Source organism: Alishewanella sp. HH-ZS, from assembly GCF_001704375.1.
GTDB classification, from domain to species: domain Bacteria; phylum Pseudomonadota; class Gammaproteobacteria; order Enterobacterales; family Alteromonadaceae; genus Alishewanella; species Alishewanella aestuarii.
The window spans coordinates 1-5,216 of record NZ_LZEJ01000072.1; the positions used below are offsets into that span (position 1 = coordinate 1).

6 protein-coding genes are annotated in these 5,216 nt (G+C 43.6%); 3 read left to right on the forward strand and 3 right to left on the reverse strand.

The window, feature by feature from the left end; translation table 11 throughout:
- Both A9165_RS16115 and A9165_RS16120 read left to right on the forward strand, forming a co-directional pair.
- On the forward strand, positions 1 to 1,504 hold a 1,504-nt coding region (locus tag A9165_RS16115; protein ID WP_065956645.1), incomplete at its 5' end, for a hypothetical protein.
- The gene (locus tag A9165_RS16120; protein ID WP_065956646.1) at positions 1,504 to 3,000 is read left to right on the forward strand and encodes a hypothetical protein; all 1,497 of its coding nucleotides are present in this window, start codon (positions 1,504 to 1,506) and stop codon (positions 2,998 to 3,000) included. The genes A9165_RS16115 and A9165_RS16120, both read left to right, overlap by 1 nt.
- A gap of 17 nt (positions 3,001 to 3,017) precedes the next feature.
- Here the strand turns inward: A9165_RS16120 and A9165_RS16125 are convergent, their stop codons facing one another.
- Together A9165_RS16125 and A9165_RS16130 are read right to left on the reverse strand one after the other, a co-directional pair.
- Positions 3,018 to 3,923 carry a WYL domain-containing protein gene (locus tag A9165_RS16125; RefSeq protein WP_065956647.1) on the reverse strand — a complete coding sequence of 302 codons (906 nt, stop codon included), beginning with the start codon at positions 3,921 to 3,923 and terminating at the stop codon, positions 3,018 to 3,020.
- Between the two features lie 54 nt (positions 3,924 to 3,977).
- On the reverse strand, positions 3,978 to 4,283 hold the full coding sequence (locus A9165_RS16130; RefSeq protein WP_065956648.1) for a hypothetical protein: 306 nt from the start codon (positions 4,281 to 4,283) through the stop codon (positions 3,978 to 3,980).
- 302 nt (positions 4,284 to 4,585) lie between these two features.
- Between A9165_RS16130 and A9165_RS16135 the strand changes: the two genes are divergently transcribed.
- Entirely contained in the window at positions 4,586 to 4,894 is a 309-nt protein-coding gene (locus A9165_RS16135; RefSeq protein WP_065956649.1) for a hypothetical protein, read from the forward strand.
- Between the two features lie 120 nt (positions 4,895 to 5,014).
- On the opposite strand, the gene A9165_RS17015 is transcribed toward A9165_RS16135, so the two are convergent.
- A partial coding sequence (locus A9165_RS17015; RefSeq protein WP_218060751.1) for a hypothetical protein occupies positions 5,015 to 5,216 on the reverse strand: 202 nt, incomplete at its 5' end.

Sequence of the window (5,216 nt, forward strand, 5' to 3'; positions counted from 1 at the left end):
GCAATTTGTGGGGATCCCTCAGGCAAAAGATGGCTTTGCTTTAACCGGTGAGAAGATTGTAATCAAAAACGCATTTGAAGCGCCATTCTCTTTAAGTTTTACAGAGATTGAAGAGGTAAAGTACATAAGAAATGTTACCGTCTCAGATAAAGGTAAAGAGAAAGTCGAACAGTATATCGATTTTATTAAGAAAGATGGAAAAGTAATCAAGCTGAATGGTTTATTAGAATGCAAATATGAAAAGCTAGCGGAGGTTTTAAATTCGGCTGTTCAAGATTTTGATTCATTTGAGGAGGAGGACCAACTTGTAACGTTGTCTGAGATGTCTGAGCGATTAAAAGTTGCTTATGTGCAGATTGTTATAAACATGGCATTTTCTGATGATGCTGCTATTGACCAAAAAGAGTATGCAGAAATTCTTCAGCTAATGACGCGACTAGAGCTTTCGAAAGACTCTAGATTTGAGCTTAGAAGTTACCTAGCCTCAATCGATAATTTGGTTGAAGTAGAAGAACTACTCGCAATTATTGATGCAGAAGCTAAAGCTAGCCATAACAAATCGATAAAGATCTCGCTAGTAAAAGACATTATTAACATCCACATGAGTGTAAATAATGGCGAATATTTAGACTGCCCATTCTTGAGAGAAAATCAAAAACTTTTTGGTGTATCGGATGAGGAGATCGAGCTCGCTGTACAGGCAATTAAGCTTGATTTTTCAATGCTGAAGGACGATTTTACCGATGATGCGTTAAAAAGAGGTATTAAAGAACTAGGTGCTAAGGCTGGAGCAGTTGGTGTGCCACTGGCAGCTGTATATCTTTCAGGATCAGTAGTTGGTTTGTCTGCTGCAGGCTTAACATCAGGACTGGCAACGCTTGGTTTAGGCGGTGTCTTGGGATTCTCAAGTATGGCAACTGGAATTGGGGTTGCAGTGCTAATAGGTGTGGGCGCATACAAAGGAATTCGCCATCTCACCGGAGCAAATGAGCTTGATAAGGCAAAGCGTAGGGAGTTGATGCTTAATGAAATTATCAAGCAAACTCAGCGAACTATTTCATACTTGATTGAAGATTTGAACATAATTACATCTAAGCTAAACGAGGCATTGCAGAACTTCTCTGCACAGGATGCAAAGGTTATAAAGTTAATGCAAATGGTTAGTGCAATGACTGGAGCTGCCGGTGTCTTGAATGCTAAGTCTAACGCTACCAAAAATAGTTATATAAAACTCAGTTGTCCAAAAGAATTAGACCTATCTAAATTAAAGTCCTTGACCTCAGAGCCGACTAAACAACAGCTTTATGCTTTGGTGATGTCATTTTACGAAGTTAAAAGCATTACCAAAGTAGTAGATGGTGCCGAAAAAACTATAGATGTGCATGTATTAAAACAAGACATTGCCACCGAGCAGCTTGATAGATTGGCGAAAATCTTTGATGCAATAGGCTACTTTAAAGTGGCTGATGTGCTAAAAAGTAAAGTTGCAGGGCTGTTTTCTTAATGGAGAAAAAAGATAGCCAGGCATCAGCAATGTTGGTGCAAAAGCACCAACTTGACAGTTCGGATTCTAAAATCTCTGAGCTTGATGTAGCCCTAAATGCTTTACTCGGCGCTCAAAAAGGGAATGATCAGGCTCTTGACGGAATGCTTGCAGATATGGAGGCACTCTTAGCGGAGAGTGGTGTCAGTTTTGATGCGCAAGCAACAGAGATATCGGTTGATATGCTCAGTTACGTGAATGACGGAAGCACTTCCGAAAGGTTTTATATTCCGCAGATCTCTTTATTAGATGCTCCAGCGTTTGATGAGAACATCTCTTGGGATTCTTATGTAAGCAACGTTGAAAAATATGCAAGCGAGCATGATATCGATTTACAGAATGACCCATTCGATAGACTACTTACGCCTACCCAGCGAATTTCTCTTGAAAAACGTATAAAGGACGAGTTCACCTACAAAAACGCTAACTGTGACAAGTATGATTATTTGCTCGCGGGCACATGCGGCGTTATTGGAGGGCTAATTGATGTCTTTTTTGTTGGTTTGCCTGGTCAAGGTAAACTGACTACTTTCACAGATAAAGCTGTAGACCAATCTGTACAAATGTTCGCCAAAGCGTTTGGATGGAAAGGCGCTGCCGAAGGGGGCGATGCAACTAAGAGTGCAATTGGCTTCCTTGAAAGAAACTTCAAGGTGAATTACGACCAGGCAACAACCTATGGTAAAAATGGTACCGATGGTTTAGTCGATAATCTTTCACCCAAAAATCACCACCTTAAAAGTCTTGGTCATTCACCAGATTTAGTAGGATTGTTCTTCTCAATACTTAATCAATTTACTAACACCTCTACTTTTGTCTCGAACGGTAAAATTATTACTATAGAAACAGAAAGCTTTGAGCTGCAGGGAAGCAACTTTATCTCTAAGGTATTCTGTGGTTTTGTCAATTGGCTCGGACATCTCTTTTCGGATATGGCCGGTTCGTCAGGGGCATCATCGAGAGGTGCTGGGATACCGATACCTTTCTACAACTGGTTATTGTTAATTAACGTCGGCGAATTTGGTAAGCATAAGCAAACATTTGCAACTATTGCGACTAAGGTTTTTGAGCAAGGATACGATTTCAGGCATGGTTTAGCGATGGCGATACCAGTTCTAATAACTGAACTTCTCACCAGAGTCATGTGGGTATGTAAAAAGCGCTTTTATCATAAAGCGGACTGGGCTGACTGTATTCCAACTGCTAACAACCCTGAGCTTAGGCGAATGTTACTAGTAGCACATGGCTCTTTATGTCTTGTTGATGCAGGAGATGCCGCACTTCGATCTGGTGGTGATATGGTACAATTTTTACTTCGAACTAATTTGATCGGGTGGGTGAGATTCGGGCATTTGGCATATAAGGAAGTGATTGCATGGCATAAAGCTGGTCACATTAATGCGGATGCTGTGGATGAATACCTTGAGAGAGAGTATTCACAAATGTTGGTGAAATAAAGGCAGATCATAAAAACTCAAAACGCATGCCGCTTAACTTCATCCAAATTAGCCACCATAATTTGCTGCGCCTCCGGGCGCGCTTCTATTTTGGCCAAATCCAGATTTAATGCCTGCACGGCATAAGGCACCAGCGCAGAGCGTACCGAGAACACCCGCTTGCCGTGTTGCATATTGTAATCTTCGGCAATAATGGCTTTTTGATAGTCGGTTAAGCGGGAATCGGGTACCAGCACAATATCAATAGTGGTATTCCAGCGTTCATCCTGCTCTTTGGTCATTTCGGCATCGCCTTCAATACCATTGATGCCGCGAAAGCGACTTAATACAAAATCCCGAAACTCGCGGTTTTTCTCGCAGTAAGCGCGCACGTGCCAGCGTAGTGGCGTGCAGACCAGTGTATGCGGGGCAATAATGCGGCTTTCTTCATCTGGGCTGGTGAGAGACACATAACCCATATCAATCTTTTTACCGTCGCGTGCGGCCTGTACCAGAGCGCGCAGAATATCCGGGTTTACCTGACGCAGTGGCGGTGTCAGCATTTCGGTATGGGCAAAGCCTAAATCGAGCTGGCTAAAGGTGTGGGCAAAATCTTTAGTGCTGGCCAGCGCATGCAGGTATTCATCGGCCAGGCCACTGGTGACTTTGGGGGTAAAATCCGCAGCAGGTTTGTAGCCTTTTAACTTGCCGTCATATACCAGGTTGCCAGGTGCAATATCCCGCAAATAGGCATTAATATCTTTTGAGGCTTGCTGGCGCGCGATACCAAAGCTATTACATAAATGATTGGTGGTTAAACGGCCTTCCCATAGCGCGACAATTTCAATTAGCCGGTAACGCATTAACAGCTCCCAGCGCAGCGGCCAGCCGCTGGCGTCTAGGCTACTAGGGCTATCTGTCGAAAGCGGTTGAGGGTTTTGCATCTAAACTCCTGTAAAATGTGTCTGATTAGCATACATACCTGCAATCAATACGTTTTAGGCTTCATCCGTTGCTGCATTTAAGGTTGCAACCGGCCAGGGTAAATTAAACTGCTTTAAGATGGCTTGCTCTGCTGCTAACCACTGGCTGAAGTTATCAATCTTTAAGCCATAAGGAATAGCCAGCACATAATACTCATAAGCCAGATAAACCAAATCGGCATAGCGCCAAATACGCCCAGCATACACCACTTTATCGTGCTTAGCGTTGGCTAAGTGCTCAATAGCATTGATAGTTTTACATAGCTCCTGTAAGCGGGTTAGCCGGGGTAAATCCTCAGCGTGAATGGGTTGGTTGTTCATGGTTAGCTCGCATTATGTTGGGTGTTGCGTCAACTCTAAGCCAGTGCGCGAACGTCTTAAAGGGTTTGGCGCAAACGCCAAAAAACATCTGCCTGAAAAACATACACTGAACACCTGCACAGTATGGCGTGAAGAAACAAACAGCCTAAGATGGTGACACACGGATGACATGTCACTAACCATGACAGTATATGGAGCAATTAGCAGGACGCTATTGGCAAGGATGCTTCTCGTAAGGAAGCTAGTAGCAAGGATGTACAGGGACAAACAGGCAAGGATGCCAATTATCGAAGGAGGCTAACATGAGCATGTTACAGCAAGACTTATTCTTAATAACCTTAGAAGCGCAATTTCGCGATCTGTTTCAGGCCAGTAAAGCGGGCAAAGATAACAGCGAGCAGCGCTTGCGCGCACAAGGCTTTATTCATGCCGGTGAGCTATTACAGCTATGCACTCGCCAACAAGTGCAGCAATTAATGGAAAAGGTACACATAGAGGTATTTGGAATCAGCATTGCCGAGCGCAAGCCTTCAGCCCAAGTGCGCCGCCAGCAGGCCTTGCAACTGGGCGATTATGCTTATTTTGAAGAGCCGGCGTTTAATCGGCAGTAGCGAGTGATTACTTTACAAGGAAGGTTGTCGAGGCAGAGTACGCTCAAGGAAGCGCTAAAAGCGTCCTGGGTGATTAAGTCACAAGGCGGCTATTAATGGGCGCTCTACTTTTGATTGTAATTATAGTAGCAAAAGCCTTTGTTCTGTCCTGGCACTAATTTTAACCGTTTGCTGGTGGCTGTTTTTGCTTAGCACCTTGGGATTCTTTGTGGTGGTATTGTTGTTTTTCCCATCCATTATCATGCTGCCAATGTACCTGCTGGCCATCTTAAATCCGGCAGCTAAATAAACTACAAGGATCTGTTCGGCGTCAACTATCTTG